At 42.8% G+C, this 25,485-nt stretch carries 17 protein-coding genes; 6 read left to right on the top strand and 11 right to left on the bottom strand.

Annotated features, from left to right (window positions below; genetic code table 11):
• Positions 1-8: 8 nt before the first annotated feature.
• The 5 genes from OSC7112_RS36790 to OSC7112_RS39230 all read right to left on the bottom strand — a co-directional run bounded on the left by OSC7112_RS36790 (position 9) and on the right by OSC7112_RS39230 (position 3,246).
• Positions 9-866, bottom strand: a complete 858-nt coding sequence (locus tag OSC7112_RS36790; RefSeq protein ID WP_150111470.1) for a threonine/serine exporter family protein — start codon at positions 864-866, stop codon at positions 9-11.
• Complete coding sequence (locus OSC7112_RS01805; RefSeq protein ID WP_083888103.1) at positions 784-1,182, bottom strand: cold shock domain-containing protein; 399 nt, start codon at positions 1,180-1,182, stop codon at positions 784-786. Before OSC7112_RS01805 ends, OSC7112_RS36790 begins: the two co-directional genes overlap by 83 nt.
• 45 nt (positions 1,183-1,227) lie before the next feature.
• Positions 1,228-1,809, bottom strand: a complete 582-nt coding sequence (locus OSC7112_RS01800; protein ID WP_015174313.1) for a Uma2 family endonuclease — start codon at positions 1,807-1,809, stop codon at positions 1,228-1,230.
• A 283-nt stretch (positions 1,810-2,092) separates the two neighbouring features.
• The gene (era, locus tag OSC7112_RS01795; protein ID WP_223300920.1) at positions 2,093-3,004 is read right to left on the bottom strand and encodes a GTPase Era; all 912 of its coding nucleotides are present in this window, start codon (positions 3,002-3,004) and stop codon (positions 2,093-2,095) included.
• A 68-nt stretch (positions 3,005-3,072) separates the two neighbouring features.
• The gene (locus OSC7112_RS39230) at positions 3,073-3,246 is read right to left on the bottom strand and encodes a hypothetical protein (RefSeq protein WP_190274316.1); all 174 of its coding nucleotides are present in this window, start codon (positions 3,244-3,246) and stop codon (positions 3,073-3,075) included.
• A gap of 267 nt (positions 3,247-3,513) precedes the next feature.
• On the opposite strand from OSC7112_RS39230, the gene OSC7112_RS01790 reads away from it, so the two are divergent.
• A complete protein-coding gene (locus OSC7112_RS01790) occupies positions 3,514-3,945 on the top strand; it encodes a hypothetical protein (protein WP_015174311.1) in 432 nt (143 codons plus the stop codon).
• Between the two features lie 441 nt (positions 3,946-4,386).
• Here the strand turns inward: OSC7112_RS01790 and OSC7112_RS01785 are convergent, their stop codons facing one another.
• Positions 4,387-4,659, bottom strand: a complete 273-nt coding sequence (locus tag OSC7112_RS01785; RefSeq protein ID WP_015174310.1) for a hypothetical protein — start codon at positions 4,657-4,659, stop codon at positions 4,387-4,389.
• A 252-nt stretch (positions 4,660-4,911) separates the two neighbouring features.
• Between OSC7112_RS01785 and OSC7112_RS01780 the strand changes: the two genes are divergently transcribed.
• The 3 genes from OSC7112_RS01780 to OSC7112_RS01770 all read left to right on the top strand — a co-directional run bounded on the left by OSC7112_RS01780 (position 4,912) and on the right by OSC7112_RS01770 (position 7,122).
• Positions 4,912-5,469: an NUDIX hydrolase gene (locus OSC7112_RS01780; RefSeq protein ID WP_015174309.1), complete on the top strand. Its 558-nt coding sequence runs from the start codon at positions 4,912-4,914 to the stop codon at positions 5,467-5,469.
• Between the two features lie 88 nt (positions 5,470-5,557).
• Positions 5,558-6,313, top strand: a complete 756-nt coding sequence (locus tag OSC7112_RS01775; RefSeq protein WP_015174308.1) for an ATP-binding cassette domain-containing protein — start codon at positions 5,558-5,560, stop codon at positions 6,311-6,313.
• Between the two features lie 158 nt (positions 6,314-6,471).
• Positions 6,472-7,122 carry an ABC transporter permease gene (locus OSC7112_RS01770; RefSeq protein WP_015174307.1) on the top strand — a complete coding sequence of 217 codons (651 nt, stop codon included), beginning with the start codon at positions 6,472-6,474 and terminating at the stop codon, positions 7,120-7,122.
• Here the strand turns inward: OSC7112_RS01770 and OSC7112_RS01765 are convergent.
• Positions 7,109-7,744, bottom strand: a complete 636-nt coding sequence (locus OSC7112_RS01765; RefSeq protein ID WP_015174306.1) for a DUF1802 family protein — start codon at positions 7,742-7,744, stop codon at positions 7,109-7,111. The genes OSC7112_RS01770 and OSC7112_RS01765 overlap by 14 nt on opposite strands.
• A gap of 514 nt (positions 7,745-8,258) precedes the next feature.
• On the opposite strand from OSC7112_RS01765, the gene OSC7112_RS01760 reads away from it, so the two are divergent.
• Positions 8,259-14,189, top strand: coding sequence for a hybrid sensor histidine kinase/response regulator (locus OSC7112_RS01760; protein ID WP_015174305.1), 5,931 nt, complete (start codon positions 8,259-8,261; stop codon positions 14,187-14,189).
• The gene (locus OSC7112_RS01755; RefSeq protein WP_015174304.1) at positions 14,182-15,726 is read left to right on the top strand and encodes a hybrid sensor histidine kinase/response regulator; all 1,545 of its coding nucleotides are present in this window, start codon (positions 14,182-14,184) and stop codon (positions 15,724-15,726) included. The genes OSC7112_RS01760 and OSC7112_RS01755 overlap by 8 nt, the downstream gene beginning before the upstream one ends.
• Positions 15,727-16,282: 556 nt before the next feature.
• Here OSC7112_RS01755 and OSC7112_RS01750 read toward each other — a convergent pair.
• The 4 genes from OSC7112_RS01750 to OSC7112_RS01735 all read right to left on the bottom strand — a co-directional run bounded on the left by OSC7112_RS01750 (position 16,283) and on the right by OSC7112_RS01735 (position 25,471).
• Positions 16,283-17,563, bottom strand: a complete 1,281-nt coding sequence (locus OSC7112_RS01750; protein WP_041622857.1) for a glycosyltransferase family 4 protein — start codon at positions 17,561-17,563, stop codon at positions 16,283-16,285.
• A gap of 111 nt (positions 17,564-17,674) precedes the next feature.
• The gene (locus OSC7112_RS01745; RefSeq protein ID WP_015174302.1) at positions 17,675-18,424 is read right to left on the bottom strand and encodes a class I SAM-dependent methyltransferase; all 750 of its coding nucleotides are present in this window, start codon (positions 18,422-18,424) and stop codon (positions 17,675-17,677) included.
• A gap of 138 nt (positions 18,425-18,562) precedes the next feature.
• Complete coding sequence (locus OSC7112_RS01740) at positions 18,563-23,908, bottom strand: glycosyltransferase (RefSeq protein WP_015174301.1); 5,346 nt, start codon at positions 23,906-23,908, stop codon at positions 18,563-18,565.
• A gap of 42 nt (positions 23,909-23,950) precedes the next feature.
• Positions 23,951-25,471: a methyltransferase gene (locus OSC7112_RS01735; protein ID WP_015174300.1), complete on the bottom strand. Its 1,521-nt coding sequence runs from the start codon at positions 25,469-25,471 to the stop codon at positions 23,951-23,953.
• Between the last annotated feature and the right edge of the window lie 14 nt (positions 25,472-25,485).

Below are 25,485 nucleotides of genomic sequence, written 5' to 3'. Positions count from 1 at the left end.
TGATTTGTTTAATAGATATCTTTAAATGGTGTAAATCCTATTGCTCTAGCACTCGTCCCCTGGTTTGCCAAACGGAGTTCCATACAAATAATTGTATAAATTTCTGGAGGAAATCCCCCAGGAAACTCCCATGCTGTACCTCCATCTTCCATTGTCACAATACCTGAGATATGGGGATACCTATAACCAAGCTTATATCTTATAATATGTATCGAGAGTTGCCTACTATGTGTAAAACCTAAAGGACCTAGCTCCTTTAGTAGTCGATATAACTCATAAGCCCTCGTTGTATCTAAGCGATACCTCTTAGCTATTCTTAGAATTTCATCAACCTCCGCTGCATCTAAGTCATACTTCTTAGCTATTCTTAGAATTTCATCAACCTTCGCTGCATCTAAGCCATACTTCTTAGCTATTTTTAGAATTTCATAAACCTTCGTTATATCTAAGTCATACTTCTTAGCTATGCTTAGAATTTCATCAACCTTCGCTGTATCTAAGCCATACTTCTTAGCTATGCTTAGAATTTCATCAACCTTCGCTGTATCTAAGCCATACTTCTTAGCTATTTTTACAATTTCATTTTGGAGTAAAGCTTCTGCTTCCCTGCGTCGCTCCTCCTCTGCCGCTCTAAGCTGACTCTCTAAGTTATCTCGCTCAACACTTAGTTCATGTCTGCGATTAACTCCAACCAACTCTATCGTTACATGGTCAAGCCAACTAGGTTTTGGAGAGCCTATATTTTTCCAGATACTCTCTACTTTTTGTTTTAAACCACATAATTCATTTGTGTAACTTGGAGGGATATTGTTTGCGTAGCCAAAGCTTACTAACTTGTTCGCCTTTTTCGGTAGTTTCAATTTCATACCAGAAATTGACTGTTTCAAAAGCTTCACCACTGTCCAAGTTTTGGGCTAATTCAGGATATTTTTTCTTGATTTTTTTGATATGGAAGAAAACTTTTCCATCAGGATTAAAAAAAGTATGACCGACAAACCCAAATCCTCTCTCAGGATTGTAGCCTTTGATACTGCCGAAATCTATTGTCATAAAGGTAATTCTATATATAGCCGAATAATACCGCAGATCGAGAATGTATGTCAAACCGTTCTTACTCCCATCGGAATCTCCTTTCCTCGATCGTGATGTAGTTAACGATCGCCCATCGGCAGCGATCGACATCTAAAGATGGGGTGTGTTCAAATATATTTAGTCGATTCAGATAGTTTATTCACCTTGTGGTGTAAGGTCAAGTCCGCGATAGACTTGCTCGATCGCAAAACAGAGATTGATGCTTTTTAGTTCGATGGTATCGCTTTCTTTGTAGTTAATAATGATCCATTCACCAGCATCATTTTTGTGATACAGATCCATTTCGATACTGGTGGAACTAACCAATAGGTAATCTTGTAAGACAGGGTTTTTACGATACATTCTAAATTTCCCCCCGCGATCGTATGCCTCAGTGCTAGGAGAAAGAACTTCAACGATTAAACAGGGGTAGGTAATATATTGGGTTGTGGTTTTATCGCGATCGTCGCAGGTGACGCTGGCATCGGGGTAAATATAGTTACTGGTTTCAACAATGTTAATCTTGATGTCCGAATTACCCGTTATGCAACCGCTATTCTCTAAATGATTGTCGAACATGGCAGTAAGTCTGATGGCAATGCGACCGTGATTGACGCTGCCGCCGCTCATGGCATAAACTTGACCGTCGATATACTCGTGTTTTTCTAGCTGCTTTGCTTCCCAGGCGAAGTATTCTGCTGGGGTAAGTTGGGGAAAGTTTTCTTTGGCGGCGATCATTTTTTTAGGTAATGGGTAGTAGGTAATGGGTAATGGAGTTTATTTCTATTTTATTTATGCTACCAATTTTCTGTAGGTCAAGCTCTCGATCGAGCTTCTGAATCATCTTATATCAAATCCGAGTATTCACCCTCTTGATAATCTTGGCGGTGCGTCGCTTTATATATTGTTGTTTGGGGCGAGAATTACCCGTGGCGGCGCACCCTACTTTTATAAATAAAGTCAGCAAGATATTCGGATATCGATCGTGAGCGGGGACCCTCGCACTATTCGACTATCCTGACTACTCTTCGACTCGATAGCCCAATTCCGCCAAACGAGTGCGGGACTGCCGCCACTTCGGCTGCACTTTGACAAATAACTCCAAATATACTTTGCCTTCAATTAACTTTTGAATCTGTTCCCGGGCCGCACTGCCGATCGACTTGAGCATACTGCCGCTTTTACCGATTAAAATACCTTTTTGGGAATCCCGTTCGACGTGAATTGTCGCCAGAATGCGCGTAATTTTTGCTTCTTCTTGAACAATGTCGATCGCGATTGCTACGGAATGCGGCACTTCTTCCCGCGTCAGCAGCAAAATCTGTTCCCGAATCAATTCGCCCATAATAAAGCGTTCCGGCTGGTCAGTCACCAAATCTGGCGGATAATAATAAGGCCCAACCTCCAAATGTTCGATTAACAATTGTTGCAGCGACTCGACACCCTCGCCCGTGAGAGCCGAAAATTTCACTACAGGCCACTCAGGATTGACAATTTGCTCGTAAGTTCGATCGATCAACACGCAATCCGACGGTTGTTCGTCCAACTTATTCATCCCCAAAATCACCGGAACTTTGCAATTGCTGAGAATTTCGACAATATATCGATCGCCCCCTCCCGATTCCACCGAACCATCCACCACAAACAGCACCACATCCACCGACTGAATCGCTGTGCGGGCATTCTGCACCAAAACCTTACCCAATTGGTGATGCGGCTTGTGAATCCCCGGAGTATCGACAAAAATAATTTGTGCTTCCGGTGTCGTCAGGATGCCCCGCAGCCTGTTGCGCGTCGTTTGAGACACCGGCGAAGTAATCGCAATTTTCTGCCCCACCAACTGATTCATCAGCGTTGATTTTCCGACATTCGGGCGTCCGACAATACCCACAAAGCCCGATTTGTAACCCGCCGGAGCCGCGGGAACACCCATAATGTCCGATACGTCGATAAATTTACTATCTTCCACCAAAATCACCTATTTTCAAGCCCCTTCTCTGTCTATTGTCGCCTGAAAATACTCAAACGGCCATCGATGCACTGTAGCATCTTTCTCGCCCTGGTATAGTGCGCCACAGTCAAAGCTCGATCGAGCCGCCAACCAGTGTTAAAACGTGATACGCGATCGGCAAAACTTGATATCTGAGACAAAATTTGATAAAGTTCCAATGACATCGCTCAAAAATGAATCATTCTGGTAAAACCGACTCCCAAATGCTGTAACAACTTCAGATGTGTAAATATCTAACTCAACTGAAACTTTTCTACAGTTTGTCAGGCAAACCAGTTTTAACATTTTTGAAGATGTTTGGTAATAACTTAGGTAAGTTGAACTCAAACTCAAAAGCTCAATATCATCAGGCGCTTTCTCAATAAAAGCTAGTGTCTTTTGAGCATACCTAAATTAGTGCTAATCGTCATAAAGTTGAGGAGATGAATTTGATGAAATCGAAATTATTTTGGAGTTGCTGCACCCTTTTGGTAGCAAGCTTGCCTGTTTCCGCGTTGGCTCAAACAAGCCCTCCCACCAGCCCTCAAGCAGGTATTGACTACAAGGGTGGCTCGAAGAATTACCAGTTGGTACCTGGCAAAATCCCAGACAGAACTTTGCCCAAAGCCTTTGACTTTCCAATTATTACCAATGTTGCTACTGACACTAGCATCACCTCGGATTTCCTAATTACCGATCAGTTTCGCGCCCCAGCGGGTCGTACAGAATATACCGGAGCTCTCACCGCCTGGGCAGCATCAATCAGAGAATGTCTTGCCAAACAACCGCTGTTGATTCGAGCCAGCACTAAGAACCCGATTCAGATTAATGGTAAAGTAGGCACGATTGTCAGAAACGCAAATAACCGTGCAGTTTGCAAATAAGCCAGCAATATCACAGGAGCTAAATTGACCGTAATTGCTGTAAGGGCGGGTTCACCAATATCTCCCATGCAAGCATCGATACAGTAAACCCGTCACCGCAGCGATATTGGGGTCAATCCAGCCCAGTTGATATAACTTCCGCTATCTTAAAGATAAAAACTAGAGAGTGTTTTTGAACAGAAAGAGCAATAGGTTTTCTATTGCTCTTTTTGTTGGCGAAATTTCAATTAATATCTATTAAGACTTCTATGATATCGGCTGAAACGACATCAGATAAGAGGTTTGTAGTGAGGAATGCAAGTCCTTATCAAAGTTTAAGGACTTGCATTCCTCACTGCAAACGACATAATTACGCAGAAACCAGCTTTTTTCCCAAAAATCCCGTGGAACCCGAGGGATATGGATTTTAACACCTGGTTTATGAAAGTTTGTCTGCGTAATTCACGATTTAGTAGCGCAAAATTCATGTGTACTCAGTAAAATTTCGCCATAATCAGGAATCCAAGCTAGCCACTGTTCTTCTGAACATTCACACAACAGCCACGCTTCGTCAAAGCTGAATGCGGTTGGCGGATTGAACAATTTAACCCACATAGAAGGAGCCAATTTTGGTGCAGGTACGGCGCAGCCAAATTTTTCCCAGTCGCCGACACTGGCTAAGCTTCCGGGCGTTGGTTGGGATTGCCAAGTACGAATATCTGTTTGCAGTTGCATAACTACTCCTGTCTAGCTAAGAGTCTGCACCAGGGCGCGGTTGAAACAACGCAGAGCGAAGGCGCAGATAAACTTTGATTATGTAGTGTATGTTACCGAATTATCTAGGCGAATGTGTAGGGTTGTAGCAAAAATTTACAATCGAGAGGAAAAAACTGGCTCAAAGCTGAAAAGGTCGATCTTTTATTGTTGGGTTCGGCAACGATCGACTACCATAGCAAACAACATCTGATTTATTTCAAAAATTCCCACATGAACCAAACTGCCAAATCCCAGTGGAAAACTCTAGATCGCTTTGTAGAAATCAACTCTCATTGGGTAAAACTAATCGCCGAACATCTCGAAACAACCGAAGGAAAAACAGTAGAATATTGGCGAGTAGAAAGAGCAGATTCAGTTGTAATCTTGACAATTCAAGCTGGAAAATTTCTGTTTCCCACACCGATGTATCGCCCCGGCGTGGCAGAAGCAACCCTGGATTTTCCCGGCGGTCGCGTACCAGCCGAAGCCACGCCAGCAGCGGCTGTTCCAGCTATAATTAAGAGGGAACTAGGCGTGACAGAAAGCGCGATCGCCCGCCTCCAACCGATCAACACCGTCGGCTGGGCAATAAACAGTTCCTTCTCCAATCAAAAACTTTACGGTTTTGTTGCACAATTGCACCCGACAGCAACAGTAAGCCCCGAACTGATCGGTGCTGCATATCCTGCCACCCCAGACGGAATTCGCGACTTGCTCAAAAAATTAACTTGCCTCCAATGTCGAGCCTTATTGCTAGAATGGCAAAATCAAGTCGATTTTAGATTTTAGATTTTAGATTTTAGATTTTAGATTGGGAATTGTTTTCCGAGGGTCGTCGATTTTAAGTTGCTAAAAACCCAAATCACCGGAACTAATCATGCCTCTCAATAATGAAGTTGCTGTCGAATGCCTCGACGTTACATATCGCCTCAACCGCAGGCATTTAGTAGACAAACTCAATTTCAAAGTGCTGCAAGGAGAAGTTTTAGTATTGCTGGGACGCAGCGGCAGCGGCAAAACTACTACCATGAAATTGATTAACAATTTACTAACGCCAAGCAGCGGCGAAGTTCTTGTCATGGGAAAACTGACAACTCAGTGGAACCCAATTCAACTGCGCCGAAAAATTGGTTATGTGATTCAAGAAATTGGTTTATTTCCCCATTTTACTGTCGAGCAAAACGTCGGTTTAGTGCCAAAATTAGAAGGTTGGGAGGGCGATCGTATTCAATCTCGCGTCCGCACACTGTTAGAATTAGTCAACCTCGACCCCCAGCACTTCGCCAAACGCTATCCCCATCAGTTATCCGGCGGACAGCGGCAGCGGGTAGGCGTCGCTAGAGCACTGGCGGCTGACCCTCCGATATTGTTAATGGACGAACCGTTTGGTGCTTTAGACCCGATTACTCGTCTGGAATTGCAGCGGGAGTTCGGTCAATTGCAGCAGCAACTCGGCAAAACTGTGATTTTTGTGACTCACGGGATTCAAGAAGCTTTTTTGTTAGCTTCTAGAATTGGTTTGATGCAAGACGGACGGTTGGTTGAATTGGCAACACCTCATGATTTTCTCAAATCTCAGCATCCAGAAGCTGGGGCTTTTCTCGAATGTTTGCAATTACCCGGAACGGGGTAATAATATAATGTGCGATCGCATCATTAGTTTATGAGTATGGGCGGGGCGGGTTTTTGAAGCTGATGGTTGGGAATTAAAGATATTGGTGAAACCACTTCTATGAGATATTCCATTATACCATAATTTACAATTCCGAATTCCTAATTACTAATTCCCACATGATGCAATTTATCAATCGGTATGGTGCGGAGATAGTTCAGCGCGCGATCGAACACTTATATTTAGTAACTGTTGCAATTTTTATCGCTATTATTGTGGGTATTCCCCTGGGAATTTTAACCACGAGAAAACCAAAATTGAAAAAGCCAATTTTGGGATTTGCTAATATTATGCAAACAATTCCCAGTTTAGCTTTGTTTGGCTTGCTAATCCCGGTGCCGGTAGTGGGTGGAATAGGCGATCGCACGGCAATTATCGCCCTCACTCTATATTCTTTACTGCCAATAATCCGCAATACTTATACTGGTATAGTCGGCGTCGATCCGGCGATTGCGGAAGCCGGAAGGGGCATGGGGATGACTGATATGCAACTGTTATGGCAAGTGGAAATTCCCCTGGCACTGGGCGTGATTCTGGCGGGCGTGCGAGTTGCTGCGGTAATTGCGATCGGACTCGCTACAATCGCCGCTGCAATTGGTGCGGGTGGCTTGGGGGTGTTTATTTTTCGGGGCGTTGCTACCGTCAACAATCAGTTACTTTTAGCTGGGGCAATTCCGGCCGCTTTAATGGCATTAGCTGCGGATTTTGGGCTGGGTTTGGTAGAAGCGCGCCTCTCGAAAAGTACATTAAAAACTATTAACGAGGACTAAAATCCTCACTACCTTCCGTCAGCGTGGTCACTCTCTGCGAACCAGAAGCATTCGCAGGATTCGCTATCAGATTGCGGATTTCATTTGAGCGTTCAATGTACTCTCCATCGCTCAAAACAGCTTGGCTTCCCTCCAGCGAAATAGCATCTGCCAAATCGAGCCAAGAACGGCAACCGCCGTATTCAGGAATGTAGGGAATTTCGCGGATTTCTGCAAGGCGATAAGCCCGCAGCAATAAAATATAAATTGGCAGATTTTGTTTCCATTTCAGGCGATCGCTGACAAAATTGTGATTCCAAATATGGTACGGAAATAGCGCAGTAATTGCTGGTTCCCAAGCTACCAAAAAAACATCAGTAATCTCCGCCCAACTGCCAATTGTAATAACTTCAGGATGCCAACCAGATTCTACAGTCTTGACTTGATGTGCAAACTCCGGCTTTAATAAATCCGGCTGTTGATGTTCAAAAGTTGGATACAGCAAAACCACTTTGTCAGTGACATTAAACTGTCCTGCTTGCTCGCGAATTCCCCCCTTCCGCAACAGCACAATCGTTTGACCTTGTTCCAAAGCATTAACTGCTACATTCCATTCTTTCAGCGCCCTAGTAGTTGATTTCATAGGAAATTAGTTGGGTTTTAACAATAGTAACAAAAATCGCTACTTTCAAGCAAGTACAGCCACTTTGTCCTGTTAAAATTGGCGTAGTCCTGACTATGCAGGACTACCTTATTTTGATAAAGACAATCATTGGTTGGACTACATCGTGGGCAAACTGCTTTGATCTTTATTACTCTAACCGATAAAATAATCGTCTCTTCTGTGTCCACTATCCTCTACTATCACACCGGATATATTTAGCAACTTTGCCGTTAATTTTTTTATGATTTCACTTAAATTTTAATAAAGACTAAAAATTATAGCATATTAAGTAACAAACAAGCATATTTAGATTTGTTAAAATTTAAAGGTTATTCAAAAAGCTTAGATTATACTTATTTATAGTGCATTGAAAATTGTCATACTTATTTATAGTGCATTGAAAATCGTCTTTTAATTCTGTTCTGTCATAAATATCAGTAGACCTACTGAAATACCTACTGCTATTCAATTTTTTATTAGTGAAATTACGCACATGAGTATTAATATTTTTGGTTACAACCTAAGCGAAGCTATTTACGAAAGTGTCAGTACGATTATTTATCGCGGCACCAAAGATATCGATCGAACATCAGCAATTATCAAAACCTTCAAAGCGGAGCATCCTACACTCGAAGAAATTTCCAGATTAAGACACGAACATAAAATACTCCGACATTTAGACAGTCAAGGAATAGTCAAACCCATAGCCTTAGAAAACTATCATAACGGCTTAGCGCTGATATTAGAAAATTTTCGCGGTCACTCTTTGAAAGATTTTCTTAACAATCAACCCTTGGCTATAAACGCATTTCTAAAAATCGGAATTCAGTTGGCAAAAACTATTGGAGAAATTCATCACAGTAATGTGATCCATAAAGACATTAAACCCCAAAATATTCTAATTGACTCAGAGACAAAAGAAGTAAAAATTATTGATTTTAGCATTGGTTCTCTTTTAGATCGAGAAAATCAAACCGTCACAAATCCCAACTTATTAGAAGGAACTCTTGCTTATATGTCGCCGGAACAAACCGGCAGAATGAACCGCTCAGTGGACTACCGCACCGACTTTTACTCCCTCGGTATTACATTTTATGAAATGCTGACGGGTAAGCTACCTTTTTCCGCAAAAGACCCCCTAGAATTCGTTCATTGCCATATAGCTAAAGCACCAATACCACCTCAAAAGCTGAATCCCGAAATCCCGGATGCAGTTTCTGAAATTGTAATGAAATTATTATCTAAAACCGCTGAAGATAGATATCAAAGCGCTTTTGGACTAAAAGTTGACTTAGAAACCTGCCAGCAGATGTTTTCTTCAGGAAAGATTTGCCAATTTATTATAGGTCAACTAGATTCCTACAGTCAATTTCTGATTCCTCAAAAACTCTATGGACGGGAAACAGAAGTTGCTAGATTACTAGAAGCCTTCACTCGCGTCAGTGCTGGAACCACAGAAATGATGCTAGTTTCCGGTTATTCAGGTATCGGAAAATCTTCCTTAGTTAACGAAGTTGATAAACCGATAGTGGCAGCAAGAGGGTATTTTATTGGGGGTAAATTTGACCAATTTAAACGAAATATTCCCTATGCTTCTTTAATTCAAGCCTTTCAGGAATTGATGCGCCAAGTTCTGACCGATAATTCGGAAAAAATTGCTATCTGGAAATCTAAAATTCTCGAAGCAGTTGGTACGAATGGCCAGGTTATTATTGATGTTATTCCCGAAGTAGAAAAAATTATTGACCCACAGCCTGCGGTTCCAACCTTGGGGCCAGCCGAATCCCAAAACCGATTTAATCAAGTCTTTCAAAAATTTATACAAGTATTCAGTAAACCCGAACACCCCCTAGTAGTATTTTTGGATGACTTGCAATGGGCAGATTCGGCTTCCCTCAAACTCATCCAACTAATTATGACCGATCCTGATAGTAAATATCTACTATTAATTGGGGCTTATCGGGATAATGAAGTCAGTCCTACTCACCCGTTAATATATACCTTAGAGCAAATTCAAAATACCAAGGCGGTAGTAAATAATATTATCCTCCAAGCTTTGGAACTTTCCCATGTAAACCAGTTAGTCAGCGAAACCCTACGTAGTCAAGTTTCCGAAGTTTGCCCCCTGGCTGAGTTAGTGTTTAATAAAACGCAGGGAAATCCTTTCTTTTTAACTCAACTTCTCAAATCCCTTTATCAAGACAAACTTCTATCCTTTGATTTCGATCTAGTTTGTTGGCAGTGGGATATTCAACAGCTTCAAGGCATTGAGATCAGTGATAATGTCGTCGAATTGATGGTCATCCTAATTCAAAAGCTGTCGTCCCAGACGCAGAATGTCTTAAAATTAGCTGCCTGTATTGGAGACATATTCAGTTTAGAACTTTTGGCAATTGCTAATAAAAAATCTCAGTCAGAGACGGCAAGAGATTTATGGGAAGCGCTACAAGCTGGTTTCGTTATACCACTAAATAATTCCTACAAAATCCCCCTGCTATTTGAGGAGGAAACATCTACAGAAAAGTCAAGTGAACAGTTTAATGTCACCTACAAATTTTTACACGACCGAGTACAACAGGCTTCTTATTCTCTAATTCCAGACGAACAGAAAAAAGAAACTCACCTAAAAATAGGTCAACTCCTACTGCATTCCACAACCTCTGAAGAACAAAAAGAAAATATATTTATACTGGTTAACCAGCTCAATTACGGCAATGATTTACTCACTTTAGAAAGTGAAAAATATGAACTAGCAGAACTCAATTTGATCGCCGGACAAAAAGCCAAAGCAGCAACAGCTTATGAGTCAGCAGTCAAATATTTGAATATGGGTTTAGGACTCCTCGCTGCTGATAGCTGGGAGACTCAATATAAGCTGACGTTAAACCTCTATTTAGAAGCAGCAGAATCAGAATTTATTACCACTAACTTTGAGCGTTCTCAAGAGTTGTCTGCTGCGATCGTCAAACAAGCAAAAACCATTCTAGAAAAAATTAAAGTCTATGAATTAAAAATTCAGTTTGATATGGCTGAAAACCGGACGCAATCCGCCATAGATACTGGTATTAATGTTCTTGAAATGTTCGGCGTTTACCTAGAGCAAGAACCCCCTCAAGGATTGATTATTGAGGATTTAGCCAATCTGCCACCAATGACAGATCTGAATAAACTTGCGGCTATGCGGATATTAAGCAGCATTGTGATCTCGGCATATCTTGGTAATGGAGCTATGCTGCCACTAATTATATATACAATGATCGATTTGTCGATCGAGTATGGTAACTCACCGGAATCTGCTTACGCTTACGTTTTCTATGGCTCTCTTTTATGTGGACCAAAGGGGGATATAGATTCTGGATATAAATTTGGAAAACTATCCATTGTTGTATTGGATAAATTTGAAACTAACTCGCTCAACTGTAAGGTTGGGTTAATATTTAATGCTCTTCTTAGATGCTGGAAAGATCATAGTGTGGAAACCCGAGAACCTTTGATTAAGGCTATGCAAAGTGGCTTAGAAGTAGGTGATTTGGAATGTGCTTGTCACTGTCTGATCAATTATTGCTACATGACTTTTTTAACTGAAAAAGAGCTAGAAAAAGTTGAGCATGAACAGGAAAAATATGTTGCTATTAGCATTAAATATAAGCAAGATTACGATACTTTTGCAATCAAAATTTATCAGCAATTAGTTAAAAATTTGCTTGGCAAAGCCTCAGATAAATATCAGTTGATTGGTGAGAGTTTTAATGAAGAAGAAATGGTGCCGATGTTCCTTGAATCTAATAATGGGACTCTGCTGTTTTTTTACCATGCGGCGCAAGCGATGCTTCGTTATTGTTTTAAAGATTACGAAGGCACAATAGTCAATGCTAATTTAGTATCAAAATATGCCAGTTGCGGTGTGGGATTAATTCAGAATGCACTTGGCAACTTCTACCATTCTCTTGGCCTCCTAGCAATGTATCCCAAAGTTTCAGCGCAAGAACAAGAAGAATATTTAATTCAAGTAGCAGTAAACCAAGAAAAAATGAAAACTTGGGCGTTCCATGCACCGATTAATTTTCAGCATAAGTATGACTTAGTAGAAGCAGAAAAAGCGCGGATTTTGGGACAACCTTTAGAAGCTAGTGATTATTACGATCGCGCTATAGCAGGAGCCAAAGAACAGGGATATATCCAAGAAGAAGCCTTAGCTAACGAACTGGCTGCAGAGTTTTATTTTTTTCGCAGGAAAGATAAGATTGCTCTGATGTATTTAACCGATGCTTACTACGCATATAGTCGCTGGGGAGCTAAAGCTATAGTCAAAGATTTGGAAGCCAGATATCCTCAACTATTTTCCCGGATAGCCAAGCCAGAAACTCAACGTAGCCAGATCGCTACGAGCACTAGCTCGACAAGTGGAGGGAGTGGCGCACTAGATTTAGCGACTGTCATCAAAGCCTCTCAAGCTCTCTCTGGCGAAATTGTGTTGACTAATTTGTTAGCAAAATTGATGAAAATTGCGATCGAGAATGCGGGTGCTCAAAATGGGATTTTCATTTTAGACAAAGCTGGAAATCTACTAATTGAAGCCTATGGCACTGTAGATAGCGATGTAGAAGTGCTGCAAAGAATACCAGTGGAAAACAGTAAGCAACTACCCATATCTTTGATTAACTATGTTGCCAGAACTCAGGAAAATGTTGTATTAAACGATGCGAGTTGTGAGGGAACCTTCACGGCGGATACTTATATCGTCAACCAAAAACCCAAGTCAGTATTATGTACTCCCATCGTCCATCAAGGAAAACTTACTGGCATTCTTTACTTAGAAAATAATCTCACAACTGGTGCTTTTACTCCCGATCGTTTAGAAGTTTTACAACTTTTATCTTCTCAAGCAGCTATTTCGATTGAGAATGCCCGTCTTTATAACGATTTGGAAGCAGCCAATGCTACTTTAGAAGTGAAGGTGGCAGAAAGAACGCAACAGTTACAAGAAAAAAATATCGATTTACAAAAAGCAGAAGAATTAGCGAAAGCCGCCAACTCTGCCAAGAGTGAGTTTCTGGCTAATATGAGCCACGAGCTCCGAACGCCACTTAATGGCATTTTGGGTTACACCCAAATCCTCAAACGACAAAAAAACTTGGCTGACGAGCAAAAAGATGGTCTGAACGTGATTAGTCAGTGCGGCGAACACCTCTTAACCCTAATTAACGATATTTTAGATCTCTCCAAAATCGAAGCCCGAAAAATGGAAATCCACTTGAGTAATTTCCATTTATCACAATTTTTGGAAGGCCTGGCTGAAATTTGCAATATTCGGGCAGAACAAAAGGGAATCTCCCTGATTTACGAGCCCATTACCCAACTACCTATTGCCGTCCAGGGTGATGAAAAAAGGTTGCGGCAAGTTTTAATCAACTTACTCGGCAATGCAATTAAGTTTACCGAAAAAGGTGGGGTGGCATTCAAAGTAGGATATCAGGATGGCAAGATTCGGTTTCAAGTGGAAGATACCGGAGTTGGTATGGCACTAGAGCAATTGCAAGACATATTTTTGCCTTTTCACCAAGTAGGAGAAGCCAACCTGAAGGTTGAAGGAACCGGGTTGGGGCTGGCAATTAGCCGCCAATTAGTCCAGATGATGGGCGGTGAAATAAAGGTGAAGAGTACATTAGGACAAGGGAGCATTTTCTGGTTCGATTTAGATTTGCCAGAGGTATCGGAATGGGCGACTAATTCAGCCAAAGCGAATGCCCACACAATCGTTGGTTTCAAAGGCCGAAAGCGAAAAATTCTCATAGCTGACGACAAGTGGCAGAATCGCTCGATCATGACGGGAATGCTTCAGCCGTTAGGATTTGAAATTCTGGAAGCAACGGAGGGTCAGGACTGTTTAAATAAGGCGGTGGAGTTTAAGCCCGACTGTATTTTAATGGACTTGATGATGCCAGTAATGAGCGGCTTAGAAGCGACGCGCCGGATTCGCAAATCACCAGGTCAGACTAATTTAGTGGTGATTGCTACTTCTGCCAGCGTTTTTGATTTCGATCGACAACAAAGTGCTGAGGTAGGTTGCAATGATTTTATCCCCAAACCCATACGAATCGAGGAGTTTTTAGAAAAATTACGTACTCATTTAGGGTTAGAATGGATTTATGAAGAAAATCTGGAAGAGACGAGGAAAGCAGAAGTAGAAAAAAAATCTCTAAGTTCTGAAATTGTAGCTCCCCCCGATGAGGAAATCGCCGTTCTATTCGATCTAGCGATGATGGGCGATCTCCGAGGAATTGCGGAGCGAGCCGCAAAACTAGAACAACTCAATGAGCAATGGGTTCCCTTTGCTAGCCATCTGCGCCAGTTAGCGAAAGGATTTGAAGAACAACAAATCCTAGAGTTTATTAAACAATATAGGACGACAGCCAATGAGTAGTGAAGTTGCCGAACAAAGCACCATTTTAATCGTAGATGACACCCCGACTAATTTAGGTGTCCTGTTCGATTTTTTGGCTGATTTTGGCTTTAAAGTATTGGTAGCTAGGGATGGCAAAAGTGCTCTCCAGAAGGTCGCATATGCCGCGCCAGATCTGATCCTGTTGGATGTGCTTATGCCAGGAATAGATGGGTTTGAAACTTGTCGCCGTTTGAAAGCGAATGATGTAACGAGAGACATTCCCGTGATTTTTATGACTGCTCTTGCTGATACGGTGGATAAGGTTAAAGGTTTGAGTCTTGGTGCGGTGGATTATATTACTAAGCCTCTTCAGCATGAAGAGGTTTTAGCTCGTGTTAATGTCCACATGAAGCTCCGCAAGCTGTCGAAGAAACTCTTAGAGCAAAATGTGTGCTTGCAAGCAGAAATCGAACAGCGTGTCAAAGCGGAATCTTCGCTCTTGAAGCTGGCATCGGAGTTGGAAAGGCGAGTTGAGGAAAGGACGGCTGAACTTTTCCAATCCAATCAATTGCTAAAACAGGAGATTCAAGAGCGTCTGCAAGCAGAGGCGGGATTGCAACAATCGGAAGCTCAATTGCGAACCCAAACTCAATGTTTAGAAAAGGCTTTTCGAGACTTACAAATCACGCAGACTAAACTTGTGCAGAGCGAAAAAATGTCTTCTCTCGGTCAGCTTGTTGCAGGTGTAGCCCATGAAATCAATAATCCCGTTAATTTTATTTTTGGGAATCTTTCTTACGCCCATGATTATACCCAAAATCTGATCGATCTAGTCAATCTTTATCACCAAGAATTTCCGGATGCTGGGCCAAAAGTTGAACAGAAAATAGACGAAATAGAACTAGGTTTTTTGGTTGAAGACTTACCTAAATTGCTGACTTCAATGAAGGTAGGTGTAGACCGGATTCGCGAAATTGTTCAGTCGCTGCGAATCTTCTCGCGATTGGATGAATCGGAAATGAAACCGGTGGATATTCACCAGGGTATTGATAGCACTCTGTTAATTTTGCATAACCGTGTTAAAGGAAGGGGCGATCGACCTGCAATTGAGGTGGTCAAAGAATTCGGCAATCTACCTCTGGTAGAGTGTTATGCGGGTCAGCTTAACCAGGTGTTTATGAATCTTGTTGCTAATGCTATTGATGCCATAGATGATTATAATACGACGCGATCGTTAAGTGAAATGAAAGCTAATCCTTCTAAGATTTTCATTCGCACTGAGGTTACGGAATCTAATCGAGTGTTAATTCATTTTAAGGATAACGGGCCTGGGATGACAGAAGAAATTAGCCAACACCTATTTGAGCCATTTTTTACTACTAAGCCTATCGGGAAGGGTACTGGTATTGGGCTGTCTATTTCCCATCAGATTGTAGTGGATAAACACGGGGGCAAGCTCAATTGTATTTCAGCTCCTAATCAGGGGGCAATGTTTATTATTGATCTTCCAATTCACCAGAAAAATTTTGCTAATAATTTAATTGCGATGTCTGAAACAGCTTTGGGTATTTCTTAGTTGATTTTAAATGAAGGGGAGTTAAATAAATTTTAATGGTTGCACAACTATATCAAAATCGATCGGGCAGGGGGATATTCCAATACTTTAGGTAATGAAGTAAGAGACGGATAGAAGCCTTCGGTAGCATCTCAATGAAAGCAGCCCAGCTAGAAATTGGAGTTTTGAGGCTCTCTTGCTGCGAGGCAGGAGGCAGAAGGAAGGAAGGAGAAGAAGTGTTTTTACAAATATGAGATGCTTCCTTGCTATTGCGGATAGGGGCGGATTCACATTTAGGGCGCATTTAGGACTGTTCATACTTCCATTATGCAACGCCGGAAAATACACGGGACGGGCGGGACGCCCATCCCACAAAAAAATTCAAATCATTCTGCTATTATGCAAGGCCTAAATTATTGCTCTCGAAGCTAGTTTGCGACTAGCCTAGAAGGGATTAACGGACTGCTTTCCATTATGCAACGCCGGAAAATACACGGGACGGGCGGGACGCCCATCCCACAAAAAAATTCAAATCATCCCGCTATTATCCAGCGCATAGTCCTGACTAACTTTAGTGCTAAATTCTCACTGCAAAAGATGCTGCTAGTTCCCGTTCTGGTTCCATACCAACTGTAGGCGGCATGGAACGATTTGCTACTTGCTCGATCAGTTGTAAATGTTGCGGCAGCATTTTAGCTAAACTGTAGCGTTCTAGGACGGTTTGACGGGCTTTGATGCGAATTTCTGCCATGCGGGTAGGATGGTCTAAAACTTCATCAATGCGATCGGCTACTTGTTTCGGTGAGAAGTAATCGACTAGCAAACCGTTTTCTCCGTCGCGGATCACTTCTCTGACTGGCCCTGTGTCGGAACCGATTACTAAACATCCGGTTGATAGAGATTCAATCATGGACCAAGATAGCACAAAAGGTCGGGTCAAATAAACGTGTACGTCGGATGCTTGAATTACTTTTAAATACAGTCCGTAAGGTAGGGGCCCGACAAAGTGAACTCGCGACAAATCTAGGGGTACTTTTTTGAGCATATAGTCTTTGTAAGACTCGCCGTTGGGTAAAGAACGCCCGTAACAAACTCTTTCTGAACCAACGATTACGACGTGACAGTTGGGGCGGCGTTCTTGTACATAGGCGATCGACTCAATGAATTCGGGAAAACCCCGGTAAGGTTCCATTCCCCGCGATACGTAGGTGACAATTTCATCAACGCCAGACAAGTCTAAGTTAGGCAAAACCAGTTTAGCACCGGGGTCGGGTTTGAAGTAATCGGTATCTACGCCGTCGTGGAGTGTGGATAATTTTTGTTGTAATTCTGGCGGAAATTGCGATCGCTGCCAATAAGTTGGTGATAAACCCCAATCGCAAGAGTATAAATCGATCAAAATCGGCGCATTTTTGATTCTAATTCTGGCCATATCGTCAACTGTTAAAGGTTCCGCTGGGTCGAAATCTGCGTCGGAACCAATAGCATGATAAAACCACTCAAAATAGCACAAAAGCGGCGTATTTGGAAAAGCTTCTTTGACAAACAATGTCGGCCCCCAACCGGAATGTCCGCAGATTATATCGGGTACGAAACCGTCTGCTTTGAGTTGTTCTGCCATTCTAAATACGGCTTGTCCGTAGATGACTGCACTTTCTAAAGGGCGGACGTATTGGTGAGTCTGCGCGTGGGGTTCCCGGCTGGGGGTAAATGCTGCTTTGCGAACGCCGGGAATGTTCCACTCTGGGCGCTCGTTTTTAGTGCCGAAAACAATTTGATTTTTGGTATCTGCGCCTAAAGCCGTGATAATGTGGCGGTATTGGGCGGGGAAGTTGGGATGGAGAAATAATGCTTTCATTGTCAGTTGTCTGTTGACTTGGGCATGGGGCATTGGTGACAGTTGTTAGTTGTTATTGGTTATTTGTTAACTGCTACCAATAACTAATAACTAATAACTAATAACTAATAACTAATGGCTAATAAGTGATGACTGATGACTAATGACTGGTGCTTTACATATCCAGACGCAATCTCGCGGTACTGAAGATGTATTTTTCAGGATGATTTCATAGTTTAAATGATGGAGAAATTTTTCCATAATTGTATCGGTCATAACTGAAAATGCTGTGCCATCTCTGTGCCCTAGCAAGTTTTTGTCCCACTCGCTGGCGAATTTTTGCCACCCTAATTCGGTGAAAATATTGGTGTGGTGAAACACGCAAATTCGATCGCCCCGCAGCAGTTTGGGAATTCGAGTCAGGTAGTTAAATATATCTACCGGCTCTACGTGTACCATTGTATCGTAACAGAAGCAGACATCGGCTGAACCTGGAGCGATGCCGTCTAATGTTAAACCGTCGAGTTTGATGTAAGAAACGCGATCGTCTCCCAAGCGCGATCGCGCCGCTTGCAGCATTTGACTGGAAATGTCGGCACAAATTAGTCGATCGCAATATTTCAGCAGCAGCGAACCGGTTTTTCCGCCGCCGATACCAATTTCTAAAACCGTATGTTCTTTTTTGATGTACGGCGCAATAAATTGCTGTTCTATTAGCGCTTCGTATTCGGCTAGGGAGTTAGCGGCGCCGGCAGCTTTACCTATCCATTCGTCGCCAATATAGGCAAGTTCGGCATTAGTTTTTTGCCACTGTTGGGCGTAACTGTCCCATGCCCTTTCATAATCTACTCTTGGGCGATCGGTCATTTTTTTATCGTTCATTTTTGATTGTTTTATAGTATTGATGGCTCAATTTTCAATATGTTCCGCAAGTCTGGCAAAATTATATCAAATCCTGCCCAAAGTCTAGAAGTTTATTTACTGCGCTTGGCTTGGTCGGGCGCTGACACTGTAAGATGACTAATGACTGCTGAAATATGCTTCCCAGAAAATATCTGCATAAGCTTGAGTCATTTCCTCAAAAGTATTAAGTGAATCCAAGACATATTTAGCGTTTTCAGCTAACTGCTGCCGCAAAGATTTATCCTCCAATAAACTAATCAAAGCTGCAACTAATTCCTCCGGGCGATCGGGCGTATAAAACAAACCGTTAATTCCCGGCCGTACTTGTTCTTTTATCCCAAAAACAGGCGTTGTAATAATTGGCAAATCGGAAGCCATCGCTTCCAAAATTACTCTCGGAAAACTTTCGACGCGAGAAGTGCAAACAAAAATATCAGCCGCTTTGTAATATTTTCCCGTCTCCCCAGTTTCCGGGACTACTGTCACCCTTTCCCGCAACTCTGCTGGCAATTCCCCCACCAACTCGGCTAATTTATTGCTGTAAATACTCGGGCGATCGCCCACAATAAAACACCTAATTTTATTGTGCAATTTGTCAGGCAAAAGTGAAAGTGCTTTAACTAAATCCTGCTGTCCTTTGCGTTCGCATACCGTTCCCAGCAGCAAAATAACCACATCTTCCGCTGCAACACCTAAAGTTTTTCTAGCCCATTCAGAGTTATCCGAATTTTCCAGTTTGCTCAAATCTAAGCCGTTGTGAATCACGGTAAAATTGTGGTGGCTGTTGAGAGGTAAATACCTATCTCGCGTTGCATCTGCCACAAAAATAACTTTGTAAGGAAAGCGAAAACACTCTAAAGCTCTCGCCGCAATCTCAGAACCAAACCTGTTAAAATAAGTTTGCCAAGGTTCGCTTTCGTGCACGTTCCACACCACAGGAATTCCCATTTGGTGCGCCGCATCAACTACAAAAAAGTTTTCTAAAGTATTGGCGTAAATTGCATCTACTTTTAAACTGGCAATTGCTGTGCTAAAACTGCGGATGGCTTCATCGTAAGCATCGCGCTGGTAGATGTGTTCGAGAGGATTGTCGCGCACAATTACTTCAATTCCCTGCTGTTCGTAAGCTTGACGCAGGGGCCCGTCTGTTACGCAAAGTACGATCGGCTCGATCGCACCCTCAGCCGCCAATTTCACCGCGATTTCGTACTGATGCAGCGGGGCACCCGTGAAATCCAGCGAATTGCTGCACATCAAAACTCTGATAGGATTTACAAAATTATTTAGTGATATCAAATAACCCAAATTACCGCATTTTATTTCTTCCTTCTTCTTTACATCCGTTACATCCCGTACATGGCTCGTTGCCGAACCTTCTTCCTTCATAAAAAACCGTCGGGGTTGAATATGAAAATACTCATCTTCTAAAGACAAGTGAGGGCTGTAAAAACTGTCATTTTTACCCGCATACTTGCGCCTAAAAGCCGCCACTTCTTGAGGATTGTCGGTAAAACCCCTAGAAGTTCCCTCTTTGTGCAACAACTCCGCATCGGGACAATATACGCACCGATAACCCCGTTCTAACAGTCGGTATCCGTAATCTGCATCATTGTAAGCAACAGCAAAATTCTCCTCATCAAAACCGCCCAATTCTAAGAACAATTGACGCGGAGTAATCGTGCAAGCGGCTGTTACTGCAGAGTAATTTCGCGTTACCATCGCTTGAGAAAGATAGCCTCGATTTTCGCTGTTCATCAGCTTAAAAGCGTGACCCGCCAAACCGTGATGCAGCCCGTGAATTACGCCCGCGTGCTGAATTCTGCCGTCGGGATATAACAGCCTCGCGCCGACTGCACCCACGCCCGCGATTTGAACGTATCCAACCATTTGACTCAGCCAGCGCGGGTTAATTACTTCAGTATCGTTGTTCAAAAACAATACATATTCGCTATCAACTTGTTCCGCAGCGCGGTTGTTAATTGCTGCAAAACTAAACTTGCCACCAGGATTTTTTATCCGCAAAACTTGGCAAGTTAATTGGTTTAAATATTCCAGAGTTTTCGGGTCGTCGCTTTCGTTGTCGATGACGACAACTTGATAATTTTTGTATGTTGTAGTTTCTAGAGAATCCAGACAGGCTTTCAGCAATTTGAGCTGATTTTTAGTAGGAATAATTAGCGTTACTGATGGGCCGTTATCCGGGAAATCCTGAGCAAATATGCCTAAATTTTCTTCGATCGCCCATGCGTGCTGAGCGACATTGCCGTTAATTTTTCGGCGGTTTAGTGCGTCTTGAATGGCTTTTTGACCTGCGGCAAAACTGGCGGGTTTCGCGGCCCCAGATATGGCTGTAGAACCGGGTGCGGTTCGCCAGTGATACAGCACTAGCGGCAGGTGCGCGACGTGGCGAGAAATTTCGGTTGCTCTCAAGGCAAAATCGTAATCTTGCGAGCCTTCAAAACCTATCCGCAAACCGCCTATTTCTTCAAAAATGTGTCTTCTGACAGCGCACAAATGACCGAGATACATATAGGAAAGCAGCAGTTCCGGCGACCATTCGGGTTTGAATTGCGGGGCGAACCGGCGACCTTTGGTGTCGATTTTGTCGTCGTCTGAGTAGAGAAAATCGGTGGCTGGATGCGAGGCAAAATATAGGGCGACTTCGCCTAATGCGTCGGGAGTGAGTTCGTCGTCGTTGTCTAAAAACAGGATGATGTCGCCTGTTGCGAGGGCGGCGGCGCTGTTGGTTGCTGCGCTGATGTTGCCGTTTTCTGTACGAAATGTAATGCGGATGCGATCGTCCTTTTGGGCCCAGTTTTTCAAAGTCTCAGCCACAGTGAAATCGGTGCTGCAATCATCGGCAATGCAGAGTTCCCAGTTTTGATAAACTTGATCGATCGCGCTAGCGATCGCACTTTCTAAAAAATCTATCTGCGGGTTGTAAACTGGCATTACTACCGAAATTTTGGGCAAGGGTTCCCGGCAGGATTTTAACCGAGAAATCAAGTAATCGCGCGCGCGATCGTTCCACTGATTCACCTCCAGCCATGCGTCATATCTATCAATGGGTTGAGGCACCACAAAACCCGCAGGCGGCAGTAAATCTCCCGGCGCACTAAACTGTTTTTGCTGGCGATAAATCTTCCCCAACTGGCGGAGCACTTTCACAATTTCCCAAGGCATCGGCACAATTCTGCCGAGACGCTGTTTTCTTTCCTTCGCCCGCTGCTGAATTGCGGCTGTAAACCTTGATAACTCCTCAAACTTATCTGCACTTCGCTGCCAGATATGGTACCGCCGCACAGTCAATTTTTTCGGCGCTTGAAAATACAAAATTTCCCCGGTTTCTAACTCAGCTTGCAGAGAAACGTGCCATTCGCCAGGAGGCAAATCGACAAGGGCCTCAAAACCGCTTTCCGAACTGTTAACCCAGTCGGGAAACACTTCGCCGACATCTTTTCGCCGCAAACCGTAGGCGCATTCTACAGAAGTATCGCCGCACAACAAGCTTAATTTAGCAATTTTGCGATCGTGGTGGCAGCACCAACCAGCAAACAAAATTTGACCCTGACGCTGTTCCCACACCACCGGTACATCTAAGGATGCTTGAATAGTTGAAACTAACAGCGGATAAGCTGCTAAAATATGCCATTTACCTCGGTCATCTTGGGCTTCCAGTAGCACTTGGTGCCGTCCGGCAGGCGCTTCCAATTGAATTGTGAAACCTGATTTCTTCGCAGCCGGAATATTAGAGTGTGCTAGCGCTATATCACTTCTATCTATGCCGTAAACGCCTGCGAAACTCTGGTCTTTAATTCTGGCGCGGACTGCTGTAGTCTCTCTTTTTTGATTAAAAACCCAGCCCACAATTAGCAGGTTGGAATCGCAAACTTGCCAAGTAGTGGGTCGATCTAACGAAAAAATAAATTTAGGGAACAAGTCGCGGATTTGGCGCTGAACTTCCCCCAACTTTTCTCTCCCTTGCCACCATATTGAAGACTTGATTATAGCAAGCTCTGCCCGAAAATTTTCATTTTCCTGGCGGGAGTGTTCTAATTTTTCCTGAGTATCCTTTAATCTTTCCTGATTTTGACTTTGTGCTGTTTCTAGCTGAACTAACTCAGCTAACTTTTGCTGCAATATAAATTCAGTCTCTTCAAATTGTACCTGAGTTTGCCCTAATTCTGCTTCTAATTCTAATACTTTCGCTAAAGCTGTTTGAAATTGCGATTCTTTGCCTGCAAGCTGTACCTGAGTTTGTCCTAATTCTGTTTCTAATCCGAGGAGTTTCGCTAACGCTTCTTGAAATTGCGATTCTTTGCCTGCAAGCTGTACCTGAGTTTGCCCTAATTCTGCTTCTAATTTTAAGACTTTTGTTAAAGCTTCTTGAAATTGCGATTCTTTGCCTGCAAGCTGTACCTGAGCTTGTCCTAATTCTGTTTCTAATCCGAGGAGTTTTGCTAAAGCTTCTTGAAAATTTGATTCTTTGCCTGCAAGCTGTACTTGAGTTGAGCCTAATTCTGTCTCTAACCCCAACACTTTCGCCTGGGCCTGGTGAAATTGTTCTTGCCACTGTTTGAGTTCGGAAGAGCTAGTTTTTTGCTGTTTTTCCAGCAAGCGGATTTTTAGCCAATCTTCAAACGGCCATACTGGAGATGCGGGGAAATTAATAACTCGATCGATCGCACCTTTCGATTCGCTGCTCAGATTGCCAGCTTGGCTTTCCAAAAGTTCATATAGTTCTAATGCTTCGGGAAAATATTTTTCTATTAAAGTTGGTCTGTGACTGTTAACAATATCGTTGACTAATAAAGATTCTTCAAAATTGTCGGCAGGTATCGCACCTAAGTTAACATTAAATTGTTCGTTGACTCGATCGAGGAAAAGTTCAGGAGTGTTGCCGATGGGATAAACGTTGGCTAGGAGACAGCGATGGGGAAAACGTTCGTAAAGTTCTAAAACTTTTTGATTGTAGTGAATCCACATTTTTACTGCCTTTTCGGGATTTTGCAGCAAGCTGACATCGGTTCCCCGGCGGTAAAGGGAATCGACTACTTCCCAGGGCGATCGATAAACACAGATAAAATTAGCTTCGGGGAGCAAAGTCAGCCAAAAATCCCAAAAAAGGGCTGTTCGGGGGTCTTTCCAACCCCAATGTTTGTGAGGAAGTTGATTTTGGTCGATCGCCCTTTTGGCGATTTCGACGTATTCTGGTGCTACCGCAATCGTTTTTTCAAACGTACAGCCGAGTTCATCAATACCGTGCGATCGCAAAACACTTTTGTGAAACTCCACAAAATCAACATTCTCGAAATGACCTTTCACATTTCCGTCGGCCGGGCCCACTAACTTTTTGCCAATATCAACCCCGACTTTCTGAAACAAAGAAGCTGTTAAAGACGTACCGGAACGGTGCATTCCGGTAACAATAAAAACCGACGGTTTGCTGTCATTTGTACTCACAATTTATCTCCCTCGCCCTAATTCCCACACCAAATTTACTCGCTACTCTCCCGCCAACCCCAAGGATCGCCTGACTTGAAACCACGCGCTTCTCAGTTTCCAGAACTTGCTGCTTTCCATTGCCAAAACCCGACACTTCGCTTGCTCTAGTTCTTGCTTGACATTAATTAGTTGATTTTCTGTTTTTTCCAACTGCATTTGCACAGATACTAACTGATTTTGAGTTTGCTCCAATTGCATTTGAGCTGAAACTAATTTAGTTTGAGCTTCTTGCAAATCAGTTTGAGATTCTTCCAACTTTGTTTGAGTAATCATTAACTTACTTTGGCTTTGCTCCCATTCTATCTTAGCTGACGCTAACTGAGTTTCGAGTAATTTGAGTTTGGTCTGAGTAGACCCCAACAAAGACTGCGATTGTCTTTGGTTAATCAGCGATTTAACAGTGCAAGTTTCCAGAATCCATTCCAAACCATAGTTATTGATTGTTTTGACTGTTAACACATCCTCCAGCCCTACAGTGTTTTTTGGTAAATAACAGCTCCAACCCGACTGCAAAGCCCCATCAGTTTCAAAATATCCAGCTACATCCGGGCGATCGTAAAAAGGCTCGCACCTCTGTACAACCTCGCCGTTTACCAGCACTTGCAGATCCTCTATTCGACCGTCGAGATTCACATCAGCCACCCATCCTTCCAGATACAAATTCTCCTTATTCGTAAAAGCCGCCACATCAATATATCCTTCGGGGTGGTGATTGAATTTTAACTCCGAAAAATCTCTAACTAGCTCATTTGTGACAACATACAAATCCTGAAATCTGCATATGCCTTTTTTTATCCGGTGAACAAAAGCTTTGCCGCCGCTAACTCGATCGACACATTCTCTCACAAACTTTTCAGTTACATAAGTTGTGCCGTATTCCTCCTTATCTAAAGACTGGCTTTCGCTTTGAGGACTAAACAAAATACCGTTGGCCGGCATTTCTATATTAGCTAGGCGCAAACACTCATCGTGAACGCTGAACATCAAAATGCCGTTAGGAGTCAACAAATCGTACAAATTTTGCAACCAACTTGTAAAAGTTCTTTCCGGCATATGACTGAAAAAAGAATTAGCCAGAATGCAGTCAAACTTGCGGTCAATTAAATAATTTTCTGGTTTTCCCGTCGAGACAATACCGTTGACGCCCAAGTATTCAGTTTGAAACTTAACCGCGTTAGCATAAATGTCAGAAACCCAAATTCGTTCCGGCGGCATTTCCTGAATCAAAAACCGGGTAAATCTACCGTAACCGCAGGCAAAATCTAGAAAAGAGGGTACATTTTCAAAACTGCCAAAATGCCATTCTACAACTTGTTTAACCGTATCCAATATGCGACGCCCGATCGAATAGTAGCGCACCAAAGCCCGATCGCGATCGTCTTTGACGTTGTTCAAGCTGAACAAATACATTTCATCGTCTTCGCAGATATTCAGTTTAAAATTTTCGGGAAACTTAGCTCGATCTTGAATAAATGCTTTGATAACCGGATTTTCGACTAAATCTAAATTGATATCGTTCATTGTTTTTACAAAAT

It is taken from the genome of Oscillatoria nigro-viridis PCC 7112 (assembly GCF_000317475.1).
Taxonomy (GTDB): Bacteria; Cyanobacteriota; Cyanobacteriia; order Cyanobacteriales; family Microcoleaceae; genus Microcoleus; species Microcoleus nigroviridis.
Note: the sequence above shows the minus strand (reverse complement) of the source record. Positions and strands in the feature narration are given on the sequence as shown.

Excerpts from the sequence above, each read along its gene's own strand:
- OSC7112_RS01770 (WP_015174307.1), top strand. The coding sequence starts at position 6,472 with ATGATGCAATTTATCAATCGGTATGGTGCGGAGATAGTTCAGCGCGCG.
- OSC7112_RS36790 (WP_150111470.1), bottom strand. The coding sequence starts at position 866 with ATGAAATTGAAACTACCGAAAAAGGCGAACAAGTTAGTAAGCTTTGGC.
- OSC7112_RS01805 (WP_083888103.1), bottom strand. The coding sequence starts at position 1,182 with ATGTCGATCGCTGCCGATGGGCGATCGTTAACTACATCACGATCGAGG.
- OSC7112_RS01775 (WP_015174308.1), top strand. The coding sequence starts at position 5,558 with ATGCCTCTCAATAATGAAGTTGCTGTCGAATGCCTCGACGTTACATAT.
- OSC7112_RS01735 (WP_015174300.1), bottom strand. The coding sequence starts at position 25,471 with ATGAACGATATCAATTTAGATTTAGTCGAAAATCCGGTTATCAAAGCA.
- OSC7112_RS39230 (WP_190274316.1), bottom strand. The coding sequence starts at position 3,246 with ATGTCATTGGAACTTTATCAAATTTTGTCTCAGATATCAAGTTTTGCC.
- OSC7112_RS01790 (WP_015174311.1), top strand. The coding sequence starts at position 3,514 with ATGAAATCGAAATTATTTTGGAGTTGCTGCACCCTTTTGGTAGCAAGC.
- era (WP_223300920.1), bottom strand. The coding sequence starts at position 3,004 with ATGGGTGTTCCCGCGGCTCCGGCGGGTTACAAATCGGGCTTTGTGGGT.
- OSC7112_RS01745 (WP_015174302.1), bottom strand. The coding sequence starts at position 18,424 with ATGAACGATAAAAAAATGACCGATCGCCCAAGAGTAGATTATGAAAGG.
- OSC7112_RS01750 (WP_041622857.1), bottom strand. The coding sequence starts at position 17,563 with ATGAAAGCATTATTTCTCCATCCCAACTTCCCCGCCCAATACCGCCAC.
- OSC7112_RS01800 (WP_015174313.1), bottom strand. The coding sequence starts at position 1,809 with ATGATCGCCGCCAAAGAAAACTTTCCCCAACTTACCCCAGCAGAATAC.
- OSC7112_RS01765 (WP_015174306.1), bottom strand. The coding sequence starts at position 7,744 with ATGAAATCAACTACTAGGGCGCTGAAAGAATGGAATGTAGCAGTTAAT.
- OSC7112_RS01760 (WP_015174305.1), top strand. The coding sequence starts at position 8,259 with ATGAGTATTAATATTTTTGGTTACAACCTAAGCGAAGCTATTTACGAA.
- OSC7112_RS01755 (WP_015174304.1), top strand. The coding sequence starts at position 14,182 with ATGAGTAGTGAAGTTGCCGAACAAAGCACCATTTTAATCGTAGATGAC.
- OSC7112_RS01785 (WP_015174310.1), bottom strand. The coding sequence starts at position 4,659 with ATGCAACTGCAAACAGATATTCGTACTTGGCAATCCCAACCAACGCCC.
- OSC7112_RS01780 (WP_015174309.1), top strand. The coding sequence starts at position 4,912 with ATGAACCAAACTGCCAAATCCCAGTGGAAAACTCTAGATCGCTTTGTA.